This window comes from Kribbella hippodromi (genome assembly GCF_039531045.1).
Lineage (GTDB): Bacteria > Actinomycetota > Actinomycetes > Propionibacteriales > Kribbellaceae > Kribbella > Kribbella hippodromi.
Genome location: NZ_BAAAPH010000005.1, coordinates 24,000 through 49,046 on the forward strand (window position 1 = coordinate 24,000; position 25,047 = coordinate 49,046).

Genomic DNA, 25,047 nt, shown 5'->3' on the forward strand with positions numbered 1-25,047 from the left:
AGAGCAGGCGGGCGGGTAGCGCGGGTCTTTCGCGGAGAGCGCTTGATTTGCTGGGGTGGGTGACCTTTCCGGCCATGGCGGGGGTCGCGTTTGTCTTGTTGTGCTTGGGGATTGTCACTTGGTTGCCGGCGTTGGCGGGGGTTGGGTTCGCGCTGGAGCGGTGGCGGCGGGACGGGGACAACCGGTGTTTTGCGGGGGTGTTCACCGGGTGGCGGAAGTTCTGGCGTCCGTTGTTGCCGCATTCGATCGTGATGACCCTCGCCACGCTTGTTGCTGCGAGCAACTTGTGGTTCTTGGCCGGTAAGTCGGGCCCGCTGGTGGTCGCACTGTTCATGACTCATGTCGGCCTGCTTGCTGCCGCGATCACCTATCACCTCGCGCTCGCCGTCGCCGCCGCGCGAGCCCCGGACGAGTCACCAACGAGCTGGCGCCGCACCGCCTTCCGGCTCGCGTTCACCTCCGTTCCGCGCGGCACCGCCCTGCTCGGCGCCGCGATCGCCGCGCCCGTCTTCTCGCTCGTCGTCCCAGCAGGTCCGCTGCTGCTCGGCACCACAGTTCCGGTTCTGGTCGGCCTGCTCGTCGCCGACCGCGCTTGAAATCGCGTCATCCGACCGCCCATTCAGGAGAACCAGCATGTCCAGAACCGTCCCGATCCTGTTCCTCGGCCTCGCGCTCGCGCTCCCCGCCGTCCCCGCACATGCCGCCACCGACTACTACGTTTCGACCACCGGCAACGACACCAGCTCCGGCACCTCGGCCAGCACGCCCTTCGCCACCATCCAGAAAGCACTCGACACTGCCCCGCGCGGCGCGACCGTACACCTTGCCTCCGGCACCTATCCCCAGGACGCGGTCACCGTGCGCTCCGGCGTCACCGTCACCGGCCCATCGACCGCGGTCGTGAAGGGCGCCGGCAACTCGCGCATCTTCCAGGTCCAGCACGACGGCGTCACCCTGGACGGATTCACCATCGACGGACTCGCCGGATCGTCGTCGAGCAAGGACGGTTACCGGGACAAACTCGTGTACGTGATGAGCACCTCGCCCGGTGACGGCGTAGGTACTTTGACGATCCGGAACCTGCGCTTGAAGAACGCCGGCAGCGAATGCCTGCGGCTGCGCTACCTGATCACCAACGCGGACGTCCACGACAACACGATCGGCCCGTGTGGCGTCTGGGACTTCAAATTCAACGACGGCGGGAAGAACGGCGAGGGCATCTACCTCGGCACCGCGCCGGAGCAGCAGGGCGCGAACGGTGCCCCGGATGCCCAAGCCGATCGCAGCCGGAACAACCACATCCACAACAACACGATTGCCACGTACGGCAACGAATGCGTCGACGTGAAGGAGAACTCGACCGCGAACCTCGTCGAGTACAACGACTGCAGCCGGCAGCTGGACCCGAGCTCCGGCGGGCTGGATGCGCGGGGCAGCGGGAACACGTTCCGCTACAACACGATCCACGACAACACCGGCGCGGGCGTACGCCTCGGTGGTGACACCGAAACCGACGGGATCAGCAACAACATCTACGGCAACACGATCACGAACAGCGCGGCCGGCGGGATCAAGTTCATGCGTACGCCGCAGGGGCAGGTTTGCGGGAACACCATGTCCGGGAACACCGCCGGGAACTCGGTGGGGACGTTCGGCGCGGACTACAGCCCGACAGCCGCCTGCTGATGGGGAAGGTGTCACGGCGGCTCGTCCTCGGTGCACCTCAACCCCGTCGGCGCCCATGCCATCGCCCAAGCGTTCTGAGAGGACCTCATGACAGACCTCGCCCCACGTCGGCGCTCCGTACTCAGTGGTGCGCTCGGTGGTGCCGCCCTGCTCGCTCTCCCGGCCCAAAGCTGGGCCTCGACTTCCTCCACCACAGCCCGTGCCGGCTCCTCCAGTTCCTCCGTTGAAGAGCTTCGGTTGCGTTGGGCGGCCCTGATGACTGGTGGTCCGACGGTTGACCCAGCTGACCCGGATCTTGCTGTCGCGATTGGGCGGGTTGACCGGGCTGCCAAGTCCGCGCTGGCCGCGCTCGATCGGTCCGCGACGCGTACCTTCCTCTGGCCCGATCTCGCGAGCACGACGCTCTCCAACCACGTCGCCTCCAACTTCCGGCGGATCAAGCAGCTCGCGGTCGCCTGGGCCACCAACGGCTCGGCGTACCAAGGAAACACCTCAGTTGCCGACGACATCCGCGGCGCCCTCGAGTGGATGCACACCAACCGCTACAGCCCAAACCTCCCGCGCTACGACAACGACTACGACTGGGAGATCGGCGGCGCTTCCGCGTTCGCCGACACGTTGGTCCTGCTCTACGACGCGATCCAGCCGGACGTACGTACGACGTACACCCAAGCCATCAACTACTACACCCCCGACCCGAACCTCTGGCGCGCCGACCGTCAAATCGCCACGGGCGCGAACCGGGTCTGGATAGCAACCGTCGTAGCCACCCGCGCCATCCTCGACGGCGATACAGCAGCCTTGGTACGAGTACGCGACGCCCTGAGCGACACCGAAGGCGCTGGCGCGAACAGCGTGCTCGCGTTCAACGACGCACCCGGCCGCGTAGACGGCACCGGCGAAGGGTTCTACAGCGACGGATCGTTCCTCCAGCACTACAAGCATCCGTACAACGGCGGGTACGGCAAGGAACTGCTCGGCACGCTGTCCTCACTGCTCTACCTACTCGGCGGCACCGAATGGACAGTCACCGACCCGGACCTGGAGAACATCTATCGCTGGATCGACGACGCGTTCGACCCGCTGATGGTCCGCGGCGACCTGATGGGTTCAGTCTGCGGTCGCGAGATCGCGAGACCAAGCAAGCAGAACCACGCACCGACCCAGACAATCATCGAAGGCACGCTCCGCCTGATCCCGGCCGCACCCGCGGCCCGAAAAGCGCAGTTGACCGCGCTGGTGAAGCAGTGGATCACCGAAGACACCTTCCGCGACTTCCTCAAGGTCACCGACCCGGCGTCGTTGGTTGCCGCCCGCACCATTCTCGCATCGCCGGCACCGGCCCGCGGCCCGCTCGTGACCCACAAGCAGTACCCGCTGATGGACAAAGCAGCACATCACCGGCCCACCTTCACGATCGGCCTGAGCGCGTACTCGTCCCGGATCTACAACTACGAATCGATCCAGAACGAGAACCTGCACGGCTGGCATCTGTCCGACGGCATGGTGCTGCTGTACGACGACGACCTCGGCCACTACTCCGGCGACTACTGGCCGACGGTCGATCCGTACCGGTTGCCGGGGACAACGATCGACACTCGGAGACTGCCCGATTCGTATGGTTTCCGCAGCACCAGCGCGGCGGACTGGGTCGGCGGTGCCGCCGTACCGAACCGGACGATAGGTGCCTACGGCATGGACCTGCGCGGGTACGGGACGAACTTGCGGGCGTTGAAGAGCTGGTTCCTGATCGATGACGTGATGGTGTGCATCGGATCGGACATCACCGGCGAAGGTACGGTCGAGACGATTGTGGAGAACCGCAAACTCCGTACCGGCAACGAGACCTTCACCGCCGCACCCGGCTGGTGCCACCTGGAAGGTACCGGCGGCTACATCTTCCCGGACCGCACTCCGATCCAGACCCTACGCGAGAATCGGACGGCGACCTGGCGCGAGATCAACCTGAAGTACGGGACGGATGATCCGGTCACGCGTCCGTACCAGACCGTGTGGTTCGCGCACGGCGACGCACCGGTCGGCCACGGTTACTACTACGTGCAGCTCCCGACGGCGACGCTCGATCAGACGCAGTCGTACGCCAACAAGCTCCCGGTGCAGAAGCTCCGCTCGGACAGCACGGCGCACGCGATCCGGCTGAACGACGTGCTCGCGGCGAACTTCTGGACGGCCGGCACGGTCGCCGAGCTCAGCACCGACGGCCCGGCCTCGGTCGTGTCGGTCGGCGGCGCGGTCACCATCTCCGACCCGACTCAAACCCGCACCTCGGTCACCGTCGACCTCGACAAACCCGGCCTGAACCCAGTCGCCACCTCGCGAGCAGCCGGCGTCAGCGTCACCCGCCGCGGCCGCGGCTGGCGAATCGTCGTCGACACGAGGCACGGCCACAGCACCGTCGTCCGCTTCCGCTGAGCACGCCCAAGAGAGGAAACACAAATGCTGGTCGACCTGCCTCTGGAGCGGTTGCGCGACTATCGCCCAGACCCCGAAGAACCCAAGGACTTCGACGCGTTCTGGAAGCAAACCCTGGCGGACACCGCCGAACATCCGATCAACGCCCACTTCGAGGCGTACGAAGCGCACCTGGCGACCGTCGAAGTCCAGGACGTGACGTTCTCCGGGTGGGCCGGACAACCGATCAAGGCCTGGCTGCTCCTCCCACGCCACCGCACCGGCCCACTTCCCGCGATAGTGCAGTACATCGGGTACAACGGCGGCCGGGGCATTCCGTACGAGTGGCTGACCTGGAGCGCCGCCGGGTACGCGCATCTGGTGATGGACAATCGCGGCCAGGGTGGTGGCGGAAAGACCGTTGCCGATACCCCCGACATCGCTCCGGACGGGCATGGTTCGTCCTCGCCCGGGTTCCTGACGCGCGGCATCGAGGACCCGGCGAAGCACTACTACCGGCGGTTGATCACCGATGCGGTGCGTGCGGTCGACGCGGTGCAGAGCAGTCCGGATGTCGACGCCGATCGGGTTGCGGTGCTCGGTGGCAGTCAGGGCGGCGGGCTCGCGCTCGCGGTCGCCGGGTTGCGCGACGATCTCGCCGCCGCGATCGCCGACGTGCCGTTTCCTCTGTCATTTCCGACGCGCGTCGCAGATCACCGACAACGGCCCGTACGCGGAGATCGCGCGCTGGCTGAAGGGGCATCGGTTCGAGGCGGAGACCGCGATCGGCACGCTGTCGTACTTCGACGCGGTGAACTTCGCGGCCCGCGCCACCTGCCCGGCATGGTTCTCGGTCGCGCTGATGGACAACGTCTGCCCGCCGTCCACCGTGTTCGCCGCCTACCACCGCTACGCCGGCCCGGCCGACATCGAGGTGTTCACCTACAACGGGCACGAGGGCGGCGCCGAGTACGACCTGCCGCGCAAACTCAACGCTCTCGCCGGCACTCTGAGGGGTTGATCCGGGCGCCGGATTTCTCTACCGTCGAGGCCAAGGAAAACGTGTGCCGTTTTTCCGTGCCGCGACTAGTCCAGAACTCAGGAGCCCTGCATGAGCGAAGCCCTCCGCAGCCCGGCCGCCACGACCAGGGGCCGGCTGCGTCCCCTCGGCCTCGGCGAGGCGACCATCACCGGCGGTTTCTGGGCGCCCCGGCAGGCCCGCAACGGTGCCGACGCGATTCCCAGCGGTCAGGATCAGCTGGAGAAGGCCGGCAACCTGCACAACCTCCGCCTCGCCGCGGGCATCGGTACCGGCGAGGCGATCGGCCCGATCTTTGCCGACTCAGATGTGTACAAGTGGCTCGAGGCGGCCGCGTGGGAGTACGGGCGGAACCCGGACGCGGATTTGCTCAAGCGAATCCGCGACCTGACCACCGTGGTCGCGGCCGCGCAGCGCGACGACGGGTACCTCGACTCGGTCGTCCAGCTCCGCCAGGGCGACGAGGGCCGGTACAAAGAGCTGGTCTGGAGTCACGAGCACTACTGCGCCGGGCACCTGATCCAGGCCGCGGTCGCGCAGGTCCGCTGCACCGGCGACCGCGGGCTGCTCGAGGTCGCGATCAAGCTCGCCGACCACCTGTTCGCCACGTTCGGCGACGACAAGACCGTCGACGTGGACGGGCATCCGGTGATCGAGATGGCGCTGGTCGAGCTGTATCGCGAGACCGGCACCGCGGCGTACCTGGATCTGGCCAAGTGGTTCGTCGACGCCCGCGGTCACGGCATCATCGAGCGGCACGGGCACTCGTCGGCGTACTTCTCCGATCGTGTTCCGGTCCGCGAGGCGACAACGGTCGAGGGGCACTCGGTCCGCGCGGTGTACCTCGCCGCCGGAGCCGCTGACGTTGCACTCGAAACCGGTGACACGGAACTGCTCGATGCGCTGAGGCGGCAGTTCGATCACATGTGGTCGACCAAGACGTACCTGACCGGTGGTCTGGGCGCGCGCTGGGAGGGCGAGGCGTTCGGCGACGAGTACGAGCTGCCGACGGACCGCGCGTACGCGGAAACCTGTGCCGCGATCGGTGGCATCCAATGGGCTTGGCGGATGCTGCTGGCGACGGGCGAGGCCGCGTACGCGGATGCGATCGAGCGGATGCTCTACAACGGCTTCCTGGCCGGGGTGTCGTTGCGCGGGACCGAGTACTTCTACGTCAACCCGTTGCAGTTGCGCGGAGGGGCGTACCCGGACATCTGGCGCAGTCCGGCGCATGGGCGGCGCGGGTGGTTCGACTGTGCGTGCTGCCCGCCGAACATCATGCGTACGCTCGCCAGCCTCGATGGGTACTTGGCGACTGCCACCGAGGATGCGATTCAGCTCCATCAGTACGCGGCCGGAACGATCACTGTGGGGGAGGTCGAGCTGTCGGTGGAGACGGCGTATCCGTGGGACGGTTCGGTGCGGATCAGCGCCAGTACGCCGACTGTGGTCGAGCTGCGGATTCCGGCGTGGGCGGAGGGCGCGACGCTGAATGGGGAGCCGGTGGCGGCGGGTGGTTACGCGCGAGGCGAGGGCGCGCAGTTCGTACTCGAGTTGCCGCTTGAGCCCCGGATTGTGGGTGCTGATCCGCGGATCGACGCCGTTCGCGGGTGCGTGGCGCTGGAGCGCGGGCCGTTGGTGTACGCGGTCGAGCAAGCGGACAACACGGCGAACGTCGACGACCTGCATTTGTTGCCCGAGGCACCGGTCGCGGCATCGTCCGATCTGCTCGACGGTGTGACGGTGCTGAAGGCGCGCGGCAAGATCGGTACCGGGCATCGGGACGGTTGGGCGTACACGACTGATGCGCAGGATTCCACCGGCGCCGAGGTCGACGTGGTCGCGATCCCGTACTACGCCTGGGCCAACCGCGAAGTCGCCGCCATGCGCGTCTGGCTCCCCACCGCCCTTTGAGAAGCCACCGCGTAAAAATCCACGCTGGAAATGCGCGGTGGGTTCACAAAGTCAGAGGTTCGGGTGGATTTGGTGGGTGGGGTGGGCGGTGGTGTGGGCGTCGGCGACCTGGCGGCAGAGCGCCATCAGGTCGGCTTCGTTGCGGACCTGCTGTTTCGCCTTCGGGCCGAGCGTGGTGATGTGGTCGCGGGCGCGCAGCAGGCGCTGGAAGATCCGCTCCCGCTCGGCCGGGTCGTCGGTGTACTCGGGGTCCAAGTACGCGGTCGCGTCCCGGCGGATGTGCGCCATCGCGGTCTGCGTACGCCCGCGCGTACTGAACAGCGACGCGAAGATCGTCAGCAGCAGTACGACCAGGATCACCAGCAATGAGAAGCCGGTGCTGATCTCCAGTACGTTGACGGGCTCGCCGCCGTTCACGAACGGCAGGTTGTTCTCGTGCAACGCGTGCAGGATCAGCTTGGCGCCGATGAACGCGAGGATCGCGGCCAGCCCGAAGGACAGGTAGATCAGCCGGTCCAGCAGACCGTCGAGCAGGAAGAACAGCTGGCGCAGTCCGAGCAGGCTGAATGCGGTCGCGGTGAACACGACGTACACGTTCTGGGTGAGACCGAAGATCGCCGGGATCGAGTCCAGCGCGAACATCAAGTCGGTGCCACCGATCGCGACCATCACCAGCAGCATCGGCGTCAGCATCCGGCGGCCGTCGACCACGGTCGTCAGCCGGTCGCCGGCGTACTCCTCGGTGGTACGGAACAAGCGCCGCGCCAGCCGGACGACGAGGTTCTGCGCGGAATGCGATTCCTCGGTCTCCGGCCGGAGCATGTTGCCGGCGGTCAGCAGCAGTGCGAGCCCGAACAGGTAGAACACCCAGGAGAAGGTGTTCAGCAGCGCCGACCCGACGAAGATGAACGCGGACCGGGCGATCAGGCTGACCACGATCCCGACCAGCAGCACCTTCTGCTGGTTCTCCCGCGGCACCCGGAAGCTGGTCATGATGATCAGGAACACGAACAGGTTGTCGACCGACAGTGCCTTCTCGGTCACGTACCCGGCGAAGTACTCCGAGCCCATCGCGCCGCCGCCGACAATGAGCGTGCCGAGACCGAAGAGGATCGCGATCCCGACGTACAGCGCGGACCAGACGGCGGCCTCGCGCAAGGTCGGTACGTGCGCGGAGCGGACGTGGAAGAAGTAGTCGAACAGCAGCAGGCCGGCGATCGCCAGCAACGTCAGCACCCAGACCAGCGGGGACACGGTCACCTACCCAGCCAACCACGTCCTTTCACCAGCGCGACCAGATAGCGGCACGGTGTCGTCCCCGGATTGTGGAATGTCGTCGCGGAGGGCGGTCCCAGTTGGAGGCAGTCGCCCGTACGCAACTCGTGGATCTGACTGCCTTCGTGGAACCGCAACCAGCCGTCCAGGATCCACAGCTGCTGGTACTTGAAGATGTACGCATCGACCGGGTACGAGATCGATGCCCCGGCGGGCAACTCGACTTCGACGAGCTCCAGCGGGCCGTCGGTCACTGGGGAGACCGCGCGCCGGTGATATCCGGTGACCGGGTCCGTCCACACCGGCTGATCGGCGGCGCGGCGGAGGAGCTCGCCGGTGTTCTCGGCGCGCGTGACCAGCTCGGAGAGGGTCATTCCGAGCGCGCCGGACAGCTTTCCGAGCAGTACGGCGGTGGGTTGCGCCTCGCCGCGTTCGATCTTCCCGATCATCGCGCGTGACACCCCGGACCGCTCGGCCAGCGCGTTCACGGACAGGTCCTGGGCGGTCCGCGCCTGTTGCACGGTCGCGGCCAGGGAGCGGGACAGATCGTCAATCACGGTTGCCACTATAGCGTCAGATATGGCTACTATCGTGTCATGCATCTGGTCAGAGACGCCGCGGCGACCGACGCCGGGGCCTGCGCCGCCATCTACGCGCCGTACGTCACCGGCACCGCCATCACCTTCGAGATCGAGCCGCCGAGCGTGGACGAGATGGCCGCGCGGATCGCCGCGGCGCAGAAGACACATGCCTGGATGGTGCTCGAGGTGGACGATCGCGTGATCGGGTACGCGTACGCCGGACCGATGAAGCCGCGGGCCGCGTACCGGTGGTCGTGCGAGGTCAGCGTGTACCTGGAACAAGGCCGGCGGCGTACGGGCGGGGGCCGCGCTTTGTACGAGGCGCTCTTCGCCCGCCTTGCCGCCCGCGGTTACCGCACCGCCATCGCGGGCATGACCCTGCCGAACCCGGCCAGCGAAGGCCTGCACAAATCTCTCGGCTTCGAACCAATTGGCGTGTACCGCAACATCGGCTGGAAGCTGGACGGCTGGCACGACGTCGCCTGGTCCCAACGCCCTCTCGCCGAACTCCCGGACCCGCCGAAAGAGCCGGTCTAGCTCATCGGGGGGCAGGTGCCGCCGGGGGTGGTGGCCAGTTCGAAGTGCCAGAGTTCGTTGGAGTAGGTCTGGCAGAGGCCGTACCGGCTGCCGTGGCGGATCAGCCAGCGGTCGGCGTCACGCGGCCCGATGTCCACCGCGTGCCCGGTGACGTGATGGTGTTGTACGCCGAGGTGCGATCTGGGAGTACGCCGTCCTTTGCGCTGGGCGGTCCGCTGCTGGCGGACGTACCACTCGACTGCGGGCGTTGCCCTTGAGCGGCGACCGTTCCACAGGAGGTGGCGGTGAGCGCGATCAGGATGAGTGCGAGCGCCGTCGGCCGGCGTTGGCGTTTGTGGGTGGATCGGTCGGTGAGCATGCCGACAGTTCATCCGGGCGGATGTTGCCGGAGCGTCTGCGCTTTCCGTTACGTTTTCGATAGCCGGCGGCCGGCGGCGACCCCTGGGCGGGGGCAGGATTGGGCTGTGAGTGCAACCGGGCAGCAGGTGACCGTACGGCAGGCCGTCGAGGCGGATGACGCGGCGTTGCTCGCGATCGAGAAGGTCGCCTGGACGGCGATGTCGGGGTTCCCGTCGTTCCAGGAGACCCTGACCGACACGTTCTTCTCCCGCAGCGGCCCGGAGGCGCACCTGGTCGCCGAGTACGACGGCGAGGTGGTCGGCTACCTGCGCCTGCAGGAGAAGTACAAGTTCCCCGAGGGCGCCGGCGTGCTCGCGATCAACGGCTTGGCCGTCGCCCCACAAGCCCGCCGCCTAGGCGTAGCAAGCGCCCTGCTCGAAGCCGCCACCACCGAAGGCCGCCACCGCCACGCCCGCAAGATCACCCTGAACGTCCACCACACCAACCTCCCCGCCAGACACCTCTACGAACGCCACGGCTACATCACCGAAGGCACCCACCCCCGAGAATTCGTGATCGAGGGCGCCTACGTAGACGCCCTGACCATGTCCAAAACCCTCTGAGAGCGAGTGCCGCGGGGTGACCTGGTACTTACGGGTTGAGGCCGTGGGATTGGAGCCAGGGGAGGGGGTCGATGGGGGAGCCGCCGCCGGGGAGGACCTCGAAGTGGACGTGGGGGCCGGTGGTGTTGCCGGTCATGCCGATGCGGCCGACCATGGTGCCGGCCTGGACCTTGTCGCCGACCGAGACGTCGAACTCGGACATGTGACCGTACGAGGTGACCGTGCCGTCGGCGTGCCGGACCTTCACCTGGCGGCCGTACGCGCCGGCCCAGTCGGCCTGGATGACCTCGCCGGCCTCCACCGAATCGACGGGCGTACCCATCGGGGCGGCGAAGTCGAGGCCGGTGTGGTTGTGCGCCCAGCGGCCGCCGGCCTGGTTGAAGCGGGCGGTCAGGTGGTAGCCGGTGGTCGGCAGCACGATCTTCGGGGCGGCGGCCGCGATCGCGGCTTGCTTGGCGGCCGCGGCTGCCTTCGCCTCGGCGGCCTGCTTGGCGATCGCCGCGGCCTTGGCCACCGCGGCGGCCCGTGCATCGGCGAGCGCCTTCGCGGTAGCGGCGGCCTTCTTCGCCGCGGCTGCCTTCGCCGCGGACAGGGCGAGCGCCCGGCGCTGCACCAGCGCCGCGTTGGCCGCGAGCTGCCGGGCCCGGACCTGGACGACCTTGTCGGCGTCGGCGCGCAGCGACGACTCCAGCGACAGGCTGATCCGGGACGCGTCCCGGGAGCCGAGATCACGGCGGTCGATCCGGGCCGCGGTGAGGGCACTGGCCTGTGAGGGGTTCAGGCCAGTGCCCTCGGTCGCGGTGGCCGGACCGGATTCGGTGGACGCGAGTCCGACGGTGGTGGTGCCGGCCGCGGCCGCCAGGGCGGCGGTCAGACCGATCAGCTGGGTACGGCGGGTGGAGCCACGACGGAGAAGTGCGCGGTGCTTGGCCACCCGGCGCGGTGCGTCCGGACGACGGGAGGCCGGCCGATCTGCTTCCGGCACGTCTTGGTGGTGAGTGGGCACGAAAAAACCTTCCAGGGGAGGGGCGCCGCCGTTGAGGGGGTACGACGGCTGTTCGACCATAAAGGCCTGATCACGGGCCCCTCAAACACGGATTGCGAAAAGTTCAACGAAATTGGACACGCTCCGTGAGGGCTGCCTCCCAGCTTGTACAAGTCCAGGCGTGAACCGCGCAGGCAAGAAAGTCGCCGAAAGCGTGATCGGGATCACGCCAACTTTGGCGCCGAGCAGGCCCCGCGGACCGGTATAAGGCGTCCACATAATGAGAGCTTTGTCGACCAACTTACTTTCCTTTCAGCGGCGTCTCATACTGAAACGACACGACCTACGGGAGGAGACGGAGATGACGCGCAAGCCGCCGTACTACCGCCTCCACATCGACCTGCTCCGGGTCTCCAGCGCCCTCTGTCGGCGCTGACCCGAACCTCCACAGCCCCGCGCTGACCACAGACGTCCGCTTGCCGGACGTCCGCCCTGCTCTGCCCACCGCCAGGGAGTCGCACCGTGTCCTTTACTTCAGTCACGTCCGCATCCGGTACCACCGGACCGCCGGCCACCGCCGTACCGCTCGAGTCCGAACTGCCCGTCGTCGCCCGCAGGCACCCGTGGCGCTGGGTCGGCGTCGGCGTGGTGCTGGTCCTGCTCGCGATGTTCGTCCACGGCCTGGTCACCAACCCGGGCTGGGACTGGCCGACGTTCTTCCAGTTCTTCACCACCCGGACGGTGTTCTCGGCGCTCTGGGTGACGGTGCAACTGACCGTGTACGGAACGGTGCTCGGCTTCGTACTGGGTGCGGTGCTGGCCTCGATGCGCTTGTCCAGCAGCCCGTTCCTCCAGGTCGTTGCCTGGGGCTACATCTGGGCCTTCCGCTCGATCCCGCTGATCGTGCAGCTGCTCTTCTGGTTCAACATCGCCTATCTGTACCAGGAGCTCAGCCTGGGCATCCCGTTCGGCCCGGAGTTCGTGCGCTTCAGTACGAACAACCTGTTCGGTCCACTCGGCGCCGCGGTGCTCGGTCTGGCCCTGCATCAGGCGGCGTACGCGGCGGAGATCATCCGTGGCGGGATCATCTCCGTCGACGCCGGCCAGACTGAAGCGGCGGCCGCACTCGGGATTCCGAAAGTGCGGCAGTTCTTCCGGATCGTGCTGCCGCAGGCGATGCGTTCGATCCTGCCGAACGGCGCCAACGAGGTGATCAGCCTGTTCAAGGGCACCTCGATCGTCTCGGTGATGGCGATCCCGGAGCTGTTCTACCAAGTGCAGGTGATCTACGGCCGGAACAGCCGGGTCGTTCCGCTGCTGATGGTCGCGACCGTCTGGTACATCGTGCTCACCACCTTGCTGTCGATCGTGCAGTACTACGTGGAGCGCCGGTTCGCGAGAGGTACGACGCGATGATCGACGTACTGGGAGTACACAAGAGCTTCGGCGAGCTGCACGTACTGAAGGGCATCGACCTGGAGGTACGGGCCGGGGCGGTGACCGTGATTCTGGGTCCGTCCGGCTCCGGGAAATCAACGTTGCTGAGGGCAATCAATCATCTGGAGAAGGTGGATCGCGGCCTGATCAGGATCGACGGCGAACTGATCGGCTACAAGCGCCGCGGCGACAAGCTGCACGAGCTGCGGGAACGGGAGATCCTCCGGCAGCGTTCGCAGGTCGGTTTCGTGTTCCAGACGTTCAACTTGTTCGGGCATTTGACCGTACTGGAGAACGTGGTCGAGGCGCCGGTGTCCGCGCAGCGGCGGAAACGCGCCGAGGTGGAGCAGTACGCACGCGAGCTGCTGGAACGAGTCGGTGTCGGTGACAAGGCCGACGTGTACCCGCGGCAACTGTCCGGTGGTCAGCAGCAGCGGGTCGCGATCGCCCGGGCGCTGGCGCTGAAACCGAAGGTGCTGCTGTTCGACGAGCCGACCAGCGCGCTCGACCCGGAGCTGGTCGGAGAGGTCCTGGATGTGATCAAGGAGCTCGCCCGCGACGGCGCCACCATGGTCGTCGTCACCCACGAGATCGGTTTCGCCCGGGAGATCGCCGACACGGTCGTCTTCATCGACGACGGCCGGATCGTCGAAGCGGGTCCGCCGCACGAAGTACTCGACAACCCTGTCCACGAGCGCACCCGCGCGTTCATCTCGAAGGTGCTCTGAATGAAACGCCTCATCGTTGCCGGATTCGCCCTGCTCGCCCTGCTCACCTTGGCCGGATGCGGCGCCGAGTCGAAAGCCACCGCCTCCGAAACCGGTGTCAACACCTCCGCCGAACAGAATCGGATCACCACCCCGAAGAACGACGCAGCCGTCGCATTGCTGCCGGCGAAGGTGCGCGATCGCGGCACGCTGGTCGTCGGTGGCGGGTTCGGCTCCGGCAGCGTCCCGCTCGGTTTCTATGCCGACGACAACTTGACCCCGATCGGCCTCGAAGTCGACATCGCGTACCTGGTCGCGGACGCGCTCGGCCTGAAACCGGAGATCGACGTGACGAGCTGGGAGAACCTGTTCGTCGGCATCGACTCCGGCAAGTACGACGTGGGGTTCTCGAACATCACGGTCACGGAGAAGCGGAAGCAGAAGTACGACTTCGCCACGTACCGGAAGGACGACATCGCGTTCGAGGCGAAGAAGGGCGGCAGCTGGCGCGTCACCAGCGGGAAGGACGTCGCCGGGAAGACCATCGCGGTCGGCTCCGGGACGAACCAGGAGAAGCTCCTGGTCGACTGGAACGAGGCGAACGTCAAAGCCGGGTTGCCGGCGGCAACGATCAAGTACTTCCAGAAGAACACCGACACGTACCTGGCGCTGAGCTCAGGGCGGATCGACGCGTACCTCGGCCCGAATCCGTCGATCGCCTATCACGTGCAGACGTCCGGTGAGACGGAGACGATCGGAAAGTTCTCCGGCGCCGGTCCGTCCTTGCAGGGCCTGATCGCGGTCACGACCAAGAAGGGCGACGGCCTGGTGAAGGCGTACCAGGCGGCGCTGAACGGGGCGATCGCGGACGGCAGCTACGCGAAGGTGCTGGCCCGCTGGAACGTGTCGAACGAGGCGGTCACCACCTCCGAGCTGAACCCGCCCGGCCTCCCGCTGACGAGCTGAGGAACCCGATGAACAAACTCTGGAAAGGCCGGGTGCTGGTTCCCGCACTCGGACTGGTACTCGCGCTCGGGCTGGTGCTTGCCGGGTGCGCGGACCCGCAGACCAGCGCGCCGGCGGCGGGTGGTGACGCCTCGCAGGTTGCCTTCGACACCTCGGCGAAGCAGCCGCACGTCACCTCGGCCAAGGTGGATTCGATCGCGGCCGAGCTGCCGGCCGCGATCCGCGAGTCCGGGACGCTGGTGGTCGGGAACGGGTCCGCCGGGGGTGGGCAACCGCCACTCGGCTTCACCGCCGATGACAACAAGACACCGATCGGTGTCGAGATCGATATCGCCTACCTGGTCGCGAGCGTGCTCGGGCTCAAGGCCGAGATCCAGACCACCAGCTGGGAGAACCTGTTCCTCGGGCTCGACTCCGGCAAGTACCAGGTCGGGATCTCGAACATCGGGGTGTCCGAGTTGCGCAAGGAGAAGTACGACTTCGCCACGTACCGGCTCGGGCTGCACGCCTTCGAGGCGAAACAGCGCTCGGGGCTGAAGATCACCGGACCGGTCGACATTGCCGGGAAGAGCGTCGCGGTCGGGTCCGGCACGCTGCAGGAAGCGATCCTGGTCGACTGGAACAAGCAGAACGTCGCCGCCGGCCGCAAACCCGCGAGCATCAAGTACTACCAGCAGTCCGCCGACACCTATCTGGCGCTGCAGTCGGGGCGGATCGACCTCTATCTCGGGCCGAACCCCAACGCCTCGTACCACGTGGCGACCCGGCATCAGACCGAGATCGTCGGCACGGTCTCGTCCAGCTACCCGGTCCAGGGTCTGGTCGGGATCACCACCAAGAAGGACAACGGCCTGGTCAAGCCGCTCGCCGACGCGCTGAACGCGGCCATCGCCGACGGCAGCTACGCGAAGGTGCTGGCCAAGTGGGGCCTGCAGGCCGAGGCCGTCCCGAAGTCGCTGATCAATCCGCCCGGTCTGCCCAAGAAGTAGGAGAACCCATGGCGATCATCGCAACTCTTTCGAGCAGTCCGTCCGTACCGTCGCGCACCGACGCCGTACTGGACTATGTCACCAAACGGCTGATCAGCCACGGCCACACCGTCACGCCGATCGTGCTCCGGGACCTGCCGGCCGGTCCGTTGCTGCGAGGTCAGGCCGATCATCCGGACATCGCTGCGGCGGCTGCGGTACTGGCGGCGGCGGATGCGGTCGTGGTCACCACACCGGTCTACAAGGCGGCGTACTCCGGTCTGTTGAAGGTCTTCCTCGACCTGCTTCCGCAGTACGCGCTCAAGGGGAAGACTGTGTTGCCGTTGGCAACGGGTGGGACGCCGGCGCATGTGCTGGTGATCGACTATGCGCTGCGGCCGGTGCTGACCAGTCTCGGCGCCGGTGCGATCGGGCAAGGCTGGTTCGTGCTGTCGTCGCACGTCCGGCTGTACGACGGTGGTGGTCTGCTGCTCGATCCGGCCGCGTCGGTACCGCTCTACCAGGTGACCGAGGCGTTCCTCGCCACGATCGCGGGCGATCAGCCGACGGAGAGTACGCCCGTACAGACGGCGGCGGTCGAGGCCGTACGCGCCCGGCCGGAAGATCCGGAGGCGGCGCCGTTGCTGGCGGATCTGGTGGTGGAGTACAGCACGCGGTACGGGCGGACGAACGAGAACACGCAGCTCACTGAGGTGCCGGCGTCTGATTTTCATGCCGAGCAGGGTGGGGCGTTTGTGCTGCTGCGGTCTGGCGGTCAGACGATCGCCGGTGGGGCGATCCGGCGGTACGACGACGCGACTGCGGAGGTGAAGCGGATGTGGACCTCGCAGGTGCATCGGCGGCAGGGGCTGGGACGTCGGGTGCTGGTGGAGTTGGAGGCGGCGGCGCGGGATCTGGGGTACCGGCGGTTGTACCTGACAACCGGGCCTCGTCAGCCGGAGGCGGCCGGGTTGTATCTGGCGGCCGGGTTCGAACCACAGTTCGATCTGAAAGCCGACCCGGAGTCGATCGGACCACTGCCCTTCCTGAAGGAGCTCCCAGCCGAACTGAAGGTGGCGTCATGAGCACGCTGCTGCGGGAGCGGTTGCATCGGTGGAAGGAACCGCCCGCGACCTTGGTGTTTGTCGGTGGTGGGCCGCGGACGGTCGGGCTGCTGGAGCGGTTCGCCGCGAGCGCCGACGAACTACTGGACGGGCGCGAGGTCGAGATCCACGTGATCGATCCGTACCCGGTCGGTGGTGGGCGGATCTGGCGGCGCGAACAGTCCCGATTGCTGTGGATGAACTCGATGACCTCGGACGTCACGATCTTCACCGACGAGTCGGTCGAATGCGATGGTCCGATCACGCCAGGACCGGATCTTGCCGCCTGGGTCGCCGGGCCGGGTGCGGTGATCCTCGAAGAGGCAGGGCTGGAGCCGCCGGGGCCGATGGACTTCCCACCCCGTCTGGTGCAGGCGGAGTACCTGGCGTGGGTGTGGGAGCGCGTCGTCCGCGATCTCTCCGCGACCGTGATCACCCACCGGGAGCGGGCGGTCGAGCTCACTCCGGATCAGCGGGTGGTGCTCGAGTCCGGCACGGAGATCGCGGCCGACGCGGTGGTCCTTGCCCTCGGCTACCTGGATCGGTTGCCAACGGCATCGGAATCGGCGTGGGCGGCCCAGGCGGCGGACGCCGGCCTCACGTACGTTCCGCCGGGGTACACGGCCGACGTCGAGCTGGACGGGTTGTGGCCGAAGGACCCGGTGATCGTGCGCGGGTTCGGGCAGGCGTTCGTCGATCTGATGGTGCTGCTGACCGAAGGTCGCGGCGGCTGGTACGACGAGTGCGATGGGCTGCTCACGTACCACCCGTCGGGCGACGAGCCGGTGTTGTACGTGGGTTCGCGGCGCGGTGTTCCGTACCACGCGAAACTCGGCTACACGGTCGCCGGTACGAAACCGGTGCCGACGCGGTACCTGACCCGCGAGGCGCTGGGGGAGGGCGTACTCGATTTCGACCGGGACGTGCAGCCGCTGATCGAGAAGGAGTTGGCGTACGCGCATTATCAGCAGCTGTTCAGTACGCACCCGGAGCGAGTCCGCTGCTCGTGGGAGACCTTCGCGAAGCTCCTCGACACGTGGTCACCTGCCGCCAAGCCGTTGAAGGCTGCGTCCGGCGTCCGGTTCAGAGCGGCCGTCGCCGCGGCTGTTCCGGATCCTGCGGACCGGTTCGTTCGCGCTGAGGTCGACCGGCCGTTGGCAGGTCGGTTGTTTGGGGATCGGGAGGAGTTCGAGCGGTACTTGGTCGAGTTGATCGAAGGCGATCTGCTCCGGCGTGCCGACCCGGCGTACTCCGCGGATCTCGCTGTCTTCAACGCCCTGCTCAGCATCTACAGCGTGCTGTCGCAGGCGATCACCGCCGGCCAGCTGAGCGACGAAGATCGCGTCCGGCGGGTGGAGAGCGAGTGGCACGGATTCTTCTCGTTCGTCGCGAGCGGCCCACCACCACGCCGGCTCGAGGAACTGCTCGCGCTGCACCGGGCCGGCATCGTGCGCTTCGCCGGACCTGATCTTGAAGTTGCTCTGGACAACGACCAATTCGTTGCCCGGAGCACCGGTGTCGCGGGCGAGATCCGCGCCCGGGCCTTCGTCGAAGCACGGTTGCCGCGGCCGGACGTACTGGCGACCACCGATCCGTTACTGCGCGGTCTGCTCGAATCCGGTGCACTCGCGGCCGACGAGTTGTTCGCCGCCGACGGTACGAGTCTTGGCGGCGGTCAGCTTCAGGCGGACTCGCGTTCGCGGGCGATCCGCGCCGACGGGTCCGTACACCCGGCCCTGTTCCTGCTCGGTCCGTCGGTTTCCGGTTCGGCCGGTTCCTCCGGGTTCTCCCGCCCGTATTTCAACGGTCCCGGCTTCCGGCAGAACGACGCCGTCGCCCGGGACCTCCTCACCTTGCTCGCTCCCACCGCATCTACAGCACGAAAGGAAGAACGTCATGCCAGTTGAGTTCCTCGGGATCGCCGGCACCAACCCGGCCAGTGAAGTGACGCCGCGGCCCGGCGGTGCGCTGGACCTGGAGTACACCTCGAAGCTCGCCCGTGCCCACGAGGACAACGGGTGGGACCGGATTCTGTTCGCGTACCACTCCGGTTCGCCCGACCCGGCGCAGGTCGCGGCGTACGTCGCCGGGCGCACCGAACACATCAACCTGGTCGTGGCGCATCGGCCGAACGTCGCGTACCCGACCCTGACCGCGAAGACCTTCGCGACGCTCGACCACCTCAGTGGCGGCCGGTTCGAGGTGCACGTGATCACCGGCGGCTCGACCGCGGACCAGGCGGCCGAAGGCGATTTCCTGGCGAAGGACGATCGGTACGGGCGGACGCGGGAATTCATCCAGATCCTGAAGCAGGCCTGGACCTCGGATCAGCGGTTCGATTTCGAGGGTACGCACTACCGGTTCGAGCAGTTCCTGGCCGACATCAAGCCGGTGCAGCAGCCGCGGCCGCGGATCTCGTTCGGTGGATCGTCGGCGGCGGCGTACGCGGTCGGTGCGGCCGAGGCGGACATCTTCGCGCTTTGGGGCGAGCCGCTGGCCGGGACGCGGGAGCAGCTCGCGACCATCGACGTGGAGGCGGCGCGCGCCGGGCGGGCGGACCGGCCGGTGATCCAGATCGCGTTCCGGCCGATCATCGCGCCGACCGAGGAGCTCGCCTGGGAGAAGGCGGAGAACATCCTCGGCCGGATCAAGGCGGTGCAGGCAGGCGGTACGCCGGTGCCGCGGCTCCGGTCGGCGACGCCGGAGAACGCCGGATCGCAGCGGTTGCTGAAGGCGGTCGCGGCCGGTGAGCGGCACGATCGCGCGCTCTGGACCGCGCCGACCGGCCTGACCGGGGGCGGCGGAAACTCGACGGCTCTGGTCGGTACGCCGGACACGGTCGCTGCCGCGCTGCTCGATTACTACGACCTCGGCGTACGGATCTTTTCCGCCCGCGGGTACGACATCTACGACGACGCGATCGACTTCGGCCGGTATGTCATCCCACTGGTCCGCTCCGAGGTCGCCCACCGCGAACAGAGGAAGGCGTCATGACGGTCGTTTCCGATCTGGAGCAGGACTGGCACACCTGGCACGCGGCGCGCGAACGCGACCTGGACACCGACTACGGCTGGCTGTCGATCGTCGCCTTCGACTGGTTGCCGTCCGTACCCACAGTTCTGCAGGGCCTGCCTGGGGAGTGGTGGGCCGACGAACGCGCGCATGTGTCGGCGGCGGGTGAGCTGACGCTGGGCGGTGAGCCGGTGCGGGGCACGGTGTCGGCGAGTGTGCCGGAGGCGGGTTCGCTGAGTTGGCTGTTGTACGGCGACCGGTTGGCCGAGCTGGTGCTTCGCGGCGGACGGTACGCGGTACGGCAGCGAGACCCCGGTGCGGTGACCCGACAGGACTTCGCCGGCGTACCGGCGTACGCGTTGGACGACAACTGGTCGGTGACGGGGTACTTCAGCCCGTACCCGAAGGCGCAGCGGGTGGAGGTGGCGACCGCGCGGGACGATCTGCGTCAGCACGTGACCGCGGTCGGTACGGTGCATGTCGCGCTGGGCGATCGGGCGTACGAGCTGGTTGCCACTGCGGCGGGGGACGGCCGGCTCAACCTGTCCTTCCACGACCGGACGAACGGTGCTGAGACGGCACCCTGGCGCGTGCTGACGACCGGTCCGGTTGCGCGGGACGGCTCGGTGGCGATCGACTTCAACCGGACGATCAACCTCCCGTTCGCGTTCACGGCGTACGGGACGTGCCCGGCGCCCGTACCCGGCAACCGGATCGACCTACCGGTGACGGCCGGTGAGAAGCGGGTGCGCTGAGAGCTTGGTCACAGCGGGTCACCCGGAGGCCGGTTCTCGGCAGGGACGGCGAAAATTGGTCAAGAGCACGCGTGAGAACCGGTATGCTTTCCGGGACGGACTGAGGGGCCTGTAAGGCACTCCAGACTCGATTTCACATCGGGCCCGGAGACCGTGTAATCTCTCTCCTCGGCCCGCCCCTTTAGCTCAGTCGGCAGAGCGTCTCCATGGTAAGGAGAAGGTCTACGGTTCGATTCCGTAAAGGGGCTCTGAGTACGGCATCCCACCTCCGGGTGGGATGACGCTCTCCCGGCGGGGTAGCTCAGGTGGTTAGAGCACACGGCTCATAATCGTGGTGTCGCGGGTTCGACTCCCGCCCCCGCTACCGACTCAGTATTTCGAGAGTGCGATCACCCAAGTTGCGTACTCATGACCCGAAGAGGTAGCAGTGGCAAAGTCGACCGACGTCCGTCCGAAGATCACGCTGGCGTGCACGGTGTGCAAGGAGCGGAACTACATCACCAAGAAGAACCGGCGCAACGACCCGGACCGTCTTGAGCTGAAGAAGTACTGCCACCGCTGCAACGACCACACCGACCACCGCGAAACCCGCTGACCCCACCTTCTCTTCATAAAGGGAAAGAGTTGGGGGTGGGTCGGACCACCGCTGATTTTCAGTTCTTCCACGAAGCCGCTTCGGACACCCGAAGCGGCTTCGTGCTGTTAGGGAAAGAGTTGGGGGTGGTGGGTGCCACCGCGAAACCCGCCGGGCAGGCAGCTTCAGACACGCGGTGCGCCCTGGGAGCGCGATCCCGCCCTCAGCTGTCTTCGCGGACGGGTTCGGGCCTCTGGAGTTTCAGACTGTGAGGATGGGGCGGCCGGATTCGTAGGCGGATAGGCGGGTGGTGCGGGGGGTCAGGCAGCAGGAGCCGCAGAGGGTGTTTTGGCCGGAATCGCTGGTGTAGTACAGGCAGCAGGTGTTGCGGAGGTACACGAGTTTGCCGGCCGCGACCTCCACCTCTCCGAGCCGCGCCAACCCACCAGGCGCCTTCGCCACGAACGACCGCCACCGCTCCAGCAAGAACCCCGGCTCCACCGCGACTTCCTCACGAGTCGCGGCACAGAACCCCATCGCGCACCCGGCCGCCACCCCGCCGTACACCTGCCGCAACCCGGCCCGCGTCCGCCGATGCAGTTCCTCCGCCAACGGAAGCAGATGCTGCCGAAGCACCACGTCGTACAGCGTCTCCAACCCACCCGGCAAGAACTCGGCGGAGCGTACGGCTACCGCCGCGATCCCATGCCCCTCATGCGGCCGGACCCACAAGTTGTGCGGCCGGATGTCGAGTACGTGACCCTCCATCGCCCACAGCAGCAGCGCCGTCGCCGGCGCGCGACCGGCGTAGAACGACATCAGGCTGAGCGCGTTCGCATGCGCCGACCGGTGACCACTCGCCTCGTCGTCGCGCTTGAGCAACTCGGTCAGCTCCGGACTGCCCGGCTCCAGGATGTGGTCCACCCGCAACCACTCCGAACCCGTCGGCTCCCCGATCTCCACCCGGTACCGAGGCGCGTACTTCGCCAGCGCCGCCACTGCCGTCACGATCAACCTTCCGTTCCAGAACCGTGGGCGGCGGACACCCGGGTCATAGTGTGCCAGTAAGGTTGGCGGATATGACGATCGACGCCACGATGGTCGGCCGGGAGTACGCGGCCGCCGGGTCCTACCAGGTCGGCCGGGAGAAGATCCGGGAGTTCGCCGACGCGATCGGTGACGGTAACCCGGCGTACCGGGGTGATGACGCGATCGCGCCGCCCACCTTCGCGTTCGTGATCGGCAGCCGCGCGCTGGAGCAACTGCTGACCGACGCCGAGCTCGGCCTCCGGCTGGACCGGATCGTGCACGGCGCGCAGAAGTTCGTGTACACCCGTCCGATCAAGGCGGGTGACGACATCGCCGCGACCGCCACCATCACCACCGTACGCAAAGCCGGCCCGGTCGAGGTGATCATGTACGAGACCACGCTGACCACCGTCGACGGCGAACCGATCGCCACCGCGACGTCGACCCTCTCGCACAACCGGGCGGACGCATGAGTCTCGCAGGTACTGAACTTCCGCCGCTGACCGTCACCTTCCGCCGCGAGGACCTGGTCCGGTACGCGGGGGCGAGCGGTGATTTCAACCCGATCCACTGGAGCGACCGGATGGCCGCCGCGCTCGGTCTGCCTGGCGTGATCGTGCACGGGATGTTCACGATGGCGTCCGCGGTCCGGGTCGTCACGGACTGGATCGACGACCCGGCGGACCTGGTCGAGTACGGCGTCCGGTTCACCAAGCCCGTGGTCGTACCGGATGACGACAAGGGCGCGAGCGTGACGTTCTCGGCGAAGGTCGGCACGGTCAGCGATGGGCTGGCCGAGATCGACATCACGGCGGTCGCGGACGAGGAGAAGGTCCTCGGCCGGGCCCGGGCGGTCGTGCGCGTCCGGTGAAAACTCAGGTACCGCTGGCCGAGTACACCACCCTGCGGGTCGGTGGGCCGGCCGACAAGTTCGTCGAGGTCGAGACCGAGCAAGACCTGATCGCCACGGTCCGGGACGCCGACGCCGCCGGTGAGCCGGTGCTGCTGCTCTCGGGCGGCAGCAACGTGGTGATCGGGGACGACGGGTTCCGCGGGACGGTGGTGAAGGTCGCGACGTCCGGCATCCGGGTGGACGCGGACGCCTGCTCCGGCGCGACCATCCACGTCGCGGCCGGCGAGGACTGGGACACCGTGGTCCAGCGCGCGATCGCGGAAGAGTGGAGCGGCCTCGAGTCGATGTCCGGCATACCCGGTCTGGCCGGGTCGACCCCGGTGCAGAACGTCGGCGCGTACGGGCATGAGGTCGCCGGGACGATCGCGTCCGTACGCGTATGGGACCGGGTCGAGAACGCGATCCGGACGATCTTCGCGGCGGAGTGCGGTTTCTCGTACCGGAATTCGCGGTTCAAGGCGGACCCGGATCGGTATGTCGTACTCGAGGTGGCTTTCCAGCTGCGGCTGGGGGATCTGTCGGCACCGGTCGAGTACGCCGAGCTGGCCCGCGTACTGGATGTCGAACCCGGCTCCCGCGCTCCGATGACCGAGGTCCGCGAGGCCGTTCTCGGTTTGCGCCGCAGCAAAGGCATGGTCCTGGACCCCGCCGACCACGACACCTGGAGCGCCGGTTCCTTCTTCACCAACCCCATCCTCGACACCCCCGCCGAGGTCCCCGCCGGCGCCCCGCAATGGCCGTTGCCCGACGGCCGAGTCAAAACCAGCGCCGCCTGGCTGATCGAACACGCCGGCGTCTCCAAAGGCTTCACCATCGGCGCCGCCGCAGTCTCCACCAAACACACCCTCGCCCTGACCAACCGAGGCCAAGCCACCACCAAAGAACTCCTCACCCTGGCCACCCACGTCCGCTCCCAAGTCCACCAGGCCTTCGACATCACCCTCGTCAACGAACCAGTCCTGGTGAACTGCACCCTCTAACGACAGGAGGTAGTGCCTACCGGCCCGACCTTCAGCGGCCGACTGAGCGCACCGATCCGGTAGCCAAGAGGACTACCTCCTGCCCTTACAGCACCTGTGGATAACTTCAGCCGCGGATCCGGCCAATCCTGCAAGATCTGGGGGTGGTTGATGTTGCCGAGGTTTTGGCTCGGCTTGGGGGTTGTGCGACTGCCGCTGAGTTGCTCAGGGTGGTCTCGCCCGGGGCCTTGAAGGTGGCGGTGCGGCGGGGTGAGATTGAGCGGCTCGCCCGAGGTGTCTACGGGCTCCCGAGTCTGGGGCCCGACCGGCTTGCCGCGATTGCTTACGACGGCGTCGTTTCGTATACGAGCGCGGCGGGCGCCTGGGGACTGCCGTTGCTCAGGCGGCCGGAGAAACCCCATGTCACGGTCCCAGCGCAGCGCAGGCCCCGACCGGGTCGGCCGGTGGAGCTGCATTGGGCGGCGGTTTCGCCGGCGGAGCGGGCTGTTCGACTGACGTGCATCCTGCGAACAGTGCTTGATTGCGCCCGCCTACTGCCCTTCGGCGAGGCGCTGGCCGTCGCCGACGCGGCGCTGGTCACAAGCGAGCTGACGAAGGAGGAACTGGAAGCGGCTGCCAAGGCGATGCGTGGCCCGGGGCGCCCGAACACGCTTCGCGTCGCGGCCGAAGCCAGCCGGAGATCGGAGAGCTTTCTGGAGTCGATGCTGCGGAGTCTGCTGGTGAGCGCCGGGGTTGACGGCTTCGAGCCGCAGGTCGTCGTAGCCGCCGGTGGCACCCGCGTCCGCGTCGATCTGGGCCATCGGACGGCCCGGCTCGCGCTGGAGGCCGAAGGGTACGAGTTCCACGGCTCGGCCCAGAAGTTCGCCGCCGACTGCCGGCGCTACGACGATCTGGTCGCGGCCGGTTGGCTCGTGCTCCGCTTCACGTATCAGCAGGTCATCGGGGATCCAAGCTGGGTGGTCGAGACTGTTCGGGGGGCGCTCGCCTCGCGCTAACGACAGGAGGTAGTCCCTCCAGCCACACCGATCACGGTGGCCGCCGACCGCAGATCAGGCCCGCGAAGGCACTACCTCCTGTCGTTAGCCCCTTTGAAAATCTTTTACACAGAACCTTCCCATCCGCGACGGCTGGGGTTAATCTTTTTCGCAATCTGGTTGGAGGTGGGTTGTGAGGCGTGCAGGGATTTCTCGGCGGGGGGTGTTGGCCGGGGTG

The 25,047-nt window shown here is 67.3% G+C and carries 26 protein-coding genes, 2 tRNA genes and 2 pseudogenes; 25 read left to right on the forward strand and 5 right to left on the reverse strand.

The genetic code is table 11. The features are described from left to right. Window positions 1–59: 59 nt before the first annotated feature. From ABD260_RS08940 to ABD260_RS08960, 6 genes and pseudogenes are all read left to right on the forward strand, one after another. Window positions 60–596 (forward strand): hypothetical protein, encoded by a 537-nt coding sequence (locus tag ABD260_RS08940; RefSeq protein WP_344232922.1) that lies wholly within the window; start codon window positions 60–62, stop codon window positions 594–596. 37 nt (window positions 597–633) lie between these two features. Then, window positions 634–1,686, forward strand: a complete 1,053-nt coding sequence (locus tag ABD260_RS08945) for a DUF1565 domain-containing protein (RefSeq protein ID WP_344232923.1) — start codon at window positions 634–636, stop codon at window positions 1,684–1,686. A gap of 255 nt (window positions 1,687–1,941) precedes the next feature. Then, window positions 1,942–4,119: a polysaccharide lyase 8 family protein gene (locus tag ABD260_RS08950; protein WP_344232924.1), complete on the forward strand. Its 2,178-nt coding sequence runs from the start codon at window positions 1,942–1,944 to the stop codon at window positions 4,117–4,119. A 24-nt stretch (window positions 4,120–4,143) separates the two neighbouring features. Further along, window positions 4,144–4,722, forward strand: a pseudogene (locus ABD260_RS37535) (acetylxylan esterase); the annotation flags it as partial. Further along, complete coding sequence (locus tag ABD260_RS08955; RefSeq protein ID WP_344232925.1) at window positions 4,670–5,119, forward strand: acetylxylan esterase; 450 nt, start codon at window positions 4,670–4,672, stop codon at window positions 5,117–5,119. The pseudogene ABD260_RS37535 and the gene ABD260_RS08955, both read left to right, overlap by 53 nt. A gap of 90 nt (window positions 5,120–5,209) precedes the next feature. Beyond that, window positions 5,210–7,051 (forward strand): glycoside hydrolase family 127 protein, encoded by a 1,842-nt coding sequence (locus tag ABD260_RS08960; protein ID WP_344232926.1) that lies wholly within the window; start codon window positions 5,210–5,212, stop codon window positions 7,049–7,051. Between the two features lie 51 nt (window positions 7,052–7,102). Here the strand turns inward: ABD260_RS08960 and ABD260_RS08965 are convergent, their stop codons facing one another. Both ABD260_RS08965 and ABD260_RS08970 read right to left on the reverse strand, forming a co-directional pair. Beyond that, window positions 7,103–8,311 (reverse strand): TerC/Alx family metal homeostasis membrane protein, encoded by a 1,209-nt coding sequence (locus ABD260_RS08965; RefSeq protein WP_344232927.1) that lies wholly within the window; start codon window positions 8,309–8,311, stop codon window positions 7,103–7,105. Beyond that, window positions 8,308–8,883, reverse strand: a complete 576-nt coding sequence (locus ABD260_RS08970; RefSeq protein WP_344232928.1) for a helix-turn-helix domain-containing protein — start codon at window positions 8,881–8,883, stop codon at window positions 8,308–8,310. Before ABD260_RS08970 ends, ABD260_RS08965 begins: the two co-directional genes overlap by 4 nt. A gap of 39 nt (window positions 8,884–8,922) precedes the next feature. Here ABD260_RS08970 and ABD260_RS08975 point away from each other — a divergent pair, with 39 nt between their 5' ends. Further along, on the forward strand, window positions 8,923–9,444 hold the full coding sequence (locus ABD260_RS08975) for a GNAT family N-acetyltransferase (protein WP_344232929.1): 522 nt from the start codon (window positions 8,923–8,925) through the stop codon (window positions 9,442–9,444). A 100-nt stretch (window positions 9,445–9,544) separates the two neighbouring features. Here ABD260_RS08975 and ABD260_RS08980 read toward each other — a convergent pair whose 3' ends face one another. After that, complete coding sequence (locus ABD260_RS08980) at window positions 9,545–9,802, reverse strand: hypothetical protein (protein ID WP_344232930.1); 258 nt, start codon at window positions 9,800–9,802, stop codon at window positions 9,545–9,547. A 106-nt stretch (window positions 9,803–9,908) separates the two neighbouring features. On the opposite strand from ABD260_RS08980, the gene ABD260_RS08985 reads away from it, so the two are divergent. Beyond that, a complete protein-coding gene (locus ABD260_RS08985) occupies window positions 9,909–10,406 on the forward strand; it encodes a GNAT family N-acetyltransferase (RefSeq protein WP_344232931.1) in 498 nt (165 codons plus the stop codon). Between the two features lie 28 nt (window positions 10,407–10,434). Here the strand turns inward: ABD260_RS08985 and ABD260_RS08990 are convergent, their stop codons facing one another. Beyond that, a complete protein-coding gene (locus tag ABD260_RS08990) occupies window positions 10,435–11,412 on the reverse strand; it encodes a M23 family metallopeptidase (protein WP_344232932.1) in 978 nt (325 codons plus the stop codon). Between the two features lie 340 nt (window positions 11,413–11,752). Between ABD260_RS08990 and ABD260_RS37540 the strand changes: the two genes are divergently transcribed. The 12 genes from ABD260_RS37540 to rpmG all read left to right on the forward strand — a co-directional run bounded on the left by ABD260_RS37540 (window position 11,753) and on the right by rpmG (window position 20,934). Next, window positions 11,753–11,827, forward strand: coding sequence for a putative leader peptide (locus tag ABD260_RS37540; protein WP_360164380.1), 75 nt, complete (start codon window positions 11,753–11,755; stop codon window positions 11,825–11,827). An 86-nt stretch (window positions 11,828–11,913) separates the two neighbouring features. After that, window positions 11,914–12,807, forward strand: coding sequence for an amino acid ABC transporter permease (locus tag ABD260_RS08995; protein ID WP_344232933.1), 894 nt, complete (start codon window positions 11,914–11,916; stop codon window positions 12,805–12,807). Further along, window positions 12,804–13,556, forward strand: a complete 753-nt coding sequence (locus tag ABD260_RS09000; RefSeq protein WP_344232934.1) for an amino acid ABC transporter ATP-binding protein — start codon at window positions 12,804–12,806, stop codon at window positions 13,554–13,556. The genes ABD260_RS08995 and ABD260_RS09000 overlap by 4 nt, the downstream gene beginning before the upstream one ends. Beyond that, window positions 13,557–14,501, forward strand: coding sequence for an ABC transporter substrate-binding protein (locus ABD260_RS09005; RefSeq protein ID WP_344232935.1), 945 nt, complete (start codon window positions 13,557–13,559; stop codon window positions 14,499–14,501). A gap of 8 nt (window positions 14,502–14,509) precedes the next feature. After that, a complete protein-coding gene (locus tag ABD260_RS09010) occupies window positions 14,510–15,490 on the forward strand; it encodes an ABC transporter substrate-binding protein (protein WP_344232936.1) in 981 nt (326 codons plus the stop codon). Window positions 15,491–15,498: 8 nt separating this feature from the next. Continuing rightward, window positions 15,499–16,554, forward strand: a complete 1,056-nt coding sequence (gene ssuE / locus ABD260_RS09015) for an NADPH-dependent FMN reductase (RefSeq protein WP_344232937.1) — start codon at window positions 15,499–15,501, stop codon at window positions 16,552–16,554. Beyond that, entirely contained in the window at window positions 16,551–18,479 is a 1,929-nt protein-coding gene (locus ABD260_RS09020; protein WP_344232938.1) for an FAD/NAD(P)-binding protein, read from the forward strand. Before ssuE ends, ABD260_RS09020 begins: the two co-directional genes overlap by 4 nt. Then, entirely contained in the window at window positions 18,469–19,566 is a 1,098-nt protein-coding gene (locus tag ABD260_RS09025) for an LLM class flavin-dependent oxidoreductase (protein WP_344232939.1), read from the forward strand. The genes ABD260_RS09020 and ABD260_RS09025 overlap by 11 nt, the downstream gene beginning before the upstream one ends. After that, window positions 19,563–20,339 (forward strand): DUF1684 domain-containing protein, encoded by a 777-nt coding sequence (locus ABD260_RS09030; RefSeq protein ID WP_344232940.1) that lies wholly within the window; start codon window positions 19,563–19,565, stop codon window positions 20,337–20,339. Before ABD260_RS09025 ends, ABD260_RS09030 begins: the two co-directional genes overlap by 4 nt. A 175-nt stretch (window positions 20,340–20,514) precedes the next feature. Further along, window positions 20,515–20,587 (forward strand) — tRNA-Thr (locus ABD260_RS09035). 42 nt (window positions 20,588–20,629) lie between these two features. After that, window positions 20,630–20,703 (forward strand) — tRNA-Met (locus tag ABD260_RS09040). Window positions 20,704–20,766: 63 nt separating this feature from the next. After that, on the forward strand, window positions 20,767–20,934 hold the full coding sequence (gene rpmG / locus ABD260_RS09045; RefSeq protein ID WP_344232941.1) for a 50S ribosomal protein L33: 168 nt from the start codon (window positions 20,767–20,769) through the stop codon (window positions 20,932–20,934). 240 nt (window positions 20,935–21,174) lie between these two features. Here rpmG and ABD260_RS09050 read toward each other — a convergent pair whose 3' ends face one another. Then, window positions 21,175–21,921: a (2Fe-2S)-binding protein gene (locus ABD260_RS09050; protein WP_344232942.1), complete on the reverse strand. Its 747-nt coding sequence runs from the start codon at window positions 21,919–21,921 to the stop codon at window positions 21,175–21,177. 71 nt (window positions 21,922–21,992) lie between these two features. Between ABD260_RS09050 and ABD260_RS09055 the strand changes: the two genes are divergently transcribed. The 5 genes and pseudogenes from ABD260_RS09055 (at window position 21,993) to ABD260_RS09075 (ending at window position 24,830) form a co-directional block, all read left to right on the forward strand. After that, a complete protein-coding gene (locus ABD260_RS09055) occupies window positions 21,993–22,415 on the forward strand; it encodes an FAS1-like dehydratase domain-containing protein (protein WP_344232943.1) in 423 nt (140 codons plus the stop codon). Next, window positions 22,412–22,813, forward strand: coding sequence for a MaoC/PaaZ C-terminal domain-containing protein (locus ABD260_RS09060; protein WP_344232944.1), 402 nt, complete (start codon window positions 22,412–22,414; stop codon window positions 22,811–22,813). Before ABD260_RS09055 ends, ABD260_RS09060 begins: the two co-directional genes overlap by 4 nt. Next, window positions 22,810–23,835 (forward strand): UDP-N-acetylmuramate dehydrogenase, encoded by a 1,026-nt coding sequence (locus ABD260_RS09065; protein ID WP_344232945.1) that lies wholly within the window; start codon window positions 22,810–22,812, stop codon window positions 23,833–23,835. The genes ABD260_RS09060 and ABD260_RS09065 overlap by 4 nt, the downstream gene beginning before the upstream one ends. A 143-nt stretch (window positions 23,836–23,978) precedes the next feature. After that, window positions 23,979–24,113 (forward strand): annotated as a pseudogene (locus ABD260_RS09070) (type IV toxin-antitoxin system AbiEi family antitoxin domain-containing protein); the annotation flags it as partial. Window positions 24,114–24,278: 165 nt separating this feature from the next. Next, complete coding sequence (locus tag ABD260_RS09075) at window positions 24,279–24,830, forward strand: endonuclease domain-containing protein (RefSeq protein ID WP_344233226.1); 552 nt, start codon at window positions 24,279–24,281, stop codon at window positions 24,828–24,830. Window positions 24,831–25,047: the final 217 nt, after the last annotated feature.

Bases quoted from the DNA above. Each gene is read 5' to 3' on its own strand.
- ABD260_RS08945 (WP_344232923.1), top strand. From the start codon at position 634: ATGTCCAGAACCGTCCCGATCCTGTTCCTCGGCCTCGCGCTCGCGCTC.
- ABD260_RS08950 (WP_344232924.1), top strand. From the start codon at position 1,942: ATGACTGGTGGTCCGACGGTTGACCCAGCTGACCCGGATCTTGCTGTC.
- ABD260_RS08975 (WP_344232929.1), top strand. From the start codon at position 8,923: ATGCATCTGGTCAGAGACGCCGCGGCGACCGACGCCGGGGCCTGCGCC.
- ABD260_RS09020 (WP_344232938.1), top strand. From the start codon at position 16,551: ATGAGCACGCTGCTGCGGGAGCGGTTGCATCGGTGGAAGGAACCGCCC.
- ABD260_RS09030 (WP_344232940.1), top strand. From the start codon at position 19,563: ATGACGGTCGTTTCCGATCTGGAGCAGGACTGGCACACCTGGCACGCG.
- ssuE (WP_344232937.1), top strand. From the start codon at position 15,499: ATGGCGATCATCGCAACTCTTTCGAGCAGTCCGTCCGTACCGTCGCGC.
- ABD260_RS08980 (WP_344232930.1), bottom strand. From the start codon at position 9,802: ATGCTCACCGACCGATCCACCCACAAACGCCAACGCCGGCCGACGGCG.
- ABD260_RS09025 (WP_344232939.1), top strand. From the start codon at position 18,469: ATGCCAGTTGAGTTCCTCGGGATCGCCGGCACCAACCCGGCCAGTGAA.
- ABD260_RS08960 (WP_344232926.1), top strand. From the start codon at position 5,210: ATGAGCGAAGCCCTCCGCAGCCCGGCCGCCACGACCAGGGGCCGGCTG.
- ABD260_RS09000 (WP_344232934.1), top strand. From the start codon at position 12,804: ATGATCGACGTACTGGGAGTACACAAGAGCTTCGGCGAGCTGCACGTA.
- ABD260_RS09060 (WP_344232944.1), top strand. From the start codon at position 22,412: ATGAGTCTCGCAGGTACTGAACTTCCGCCGCTGACCGTCACCTTCCGC.
- ABD260_RS09005 (WP_344232935.1), top strand. From the start codon at position 13,557: ATGAAACGCCTCATCGTTGCCGGATTCGCCCTGCTCGCCCTGCTCACC.
- ABD260_RS09055 (WP_344232943.1), top strand. From the start codon at position 21,993: ATGACGATCGACGCCACGATGGTCGGCCGGGAGTACGCGGCCGCCGGG.
- ABD260_RS09010 (WP_344232936.1), top strand. From the start codon at position 14,510: ATGAACAAACTCTGGAAAGGCCGGGTGCTGGTTCCCGCACTCGGACTG.
- ABD260_RS08955 (WP_344232925.1), top strand. From the start codon at position 4,670: ATGTCGACGCCGATCGGGTTGCGGTGCTCGGTGGCAGTCAGGGCGGCG.